General features: G+C 35.8%; 1 protein-coding gene. It reads right to left on the bottom strand.

What is annotated here, in order from left to right; translation table 11 throughout:
- The coding region (locus AB4512_RS23870) for a LuxR C-terminal-related transcriptional regulator (protein ID WP_372175980.1) at window positions 1-416 on the bottom strand (416 nt) is incomplete at both ends.

The raw sequence follows: 416 nt of genomic DNA, 5'->3' as shown, positions 1-416 counted from the left end.
TATGTTGTATACGTGCGTTTTTACCGTACTTTCTGAAATAAATAGTTCGCTTGATATCTCTAGATTTGAATCTCCTCTGACAACTCGTTTAAATATTTGAGCCTCTCTTTTCGTCAGGTTAGACAGTATTACCTGAGACTTGAAAGTATAAGAGCACGCATTGGATAAAATATGTGACATTAACTTCCTAGGTAGCCATAGATCGTCATCACATACTGTTTTTAAACAACGTGTAAGGTGTTCAATAGGAGCATCTTGATAAATCATCCCCTTTATATTAAACAGGTTGAATAGCTGCATTACGGTAATACTCTGTCCGGTTATATCTGAGGGAACGTCATAGACTACCCATTTACTGGACTCTATTTTTGATAAGATGATGTTGATATCTTCGATATTTTCCAAGAGTAAGTAGC

This window comes from Vibrio sp. 10N.222.52.B7 (genome assembly GCF_041474275.1).
Lineage (GTDB): Bacteria > Pseudomonadota > Gammaproteobacteria > Enterobacterales > Vibrionaceae > Vibrio > Vibrio crassostreae_C.
The sequence above is the reverse complement of the archived record's forward strand: the minus strand, read 5'-3'. Positions and strand labels throughout refer to the sequence as shown.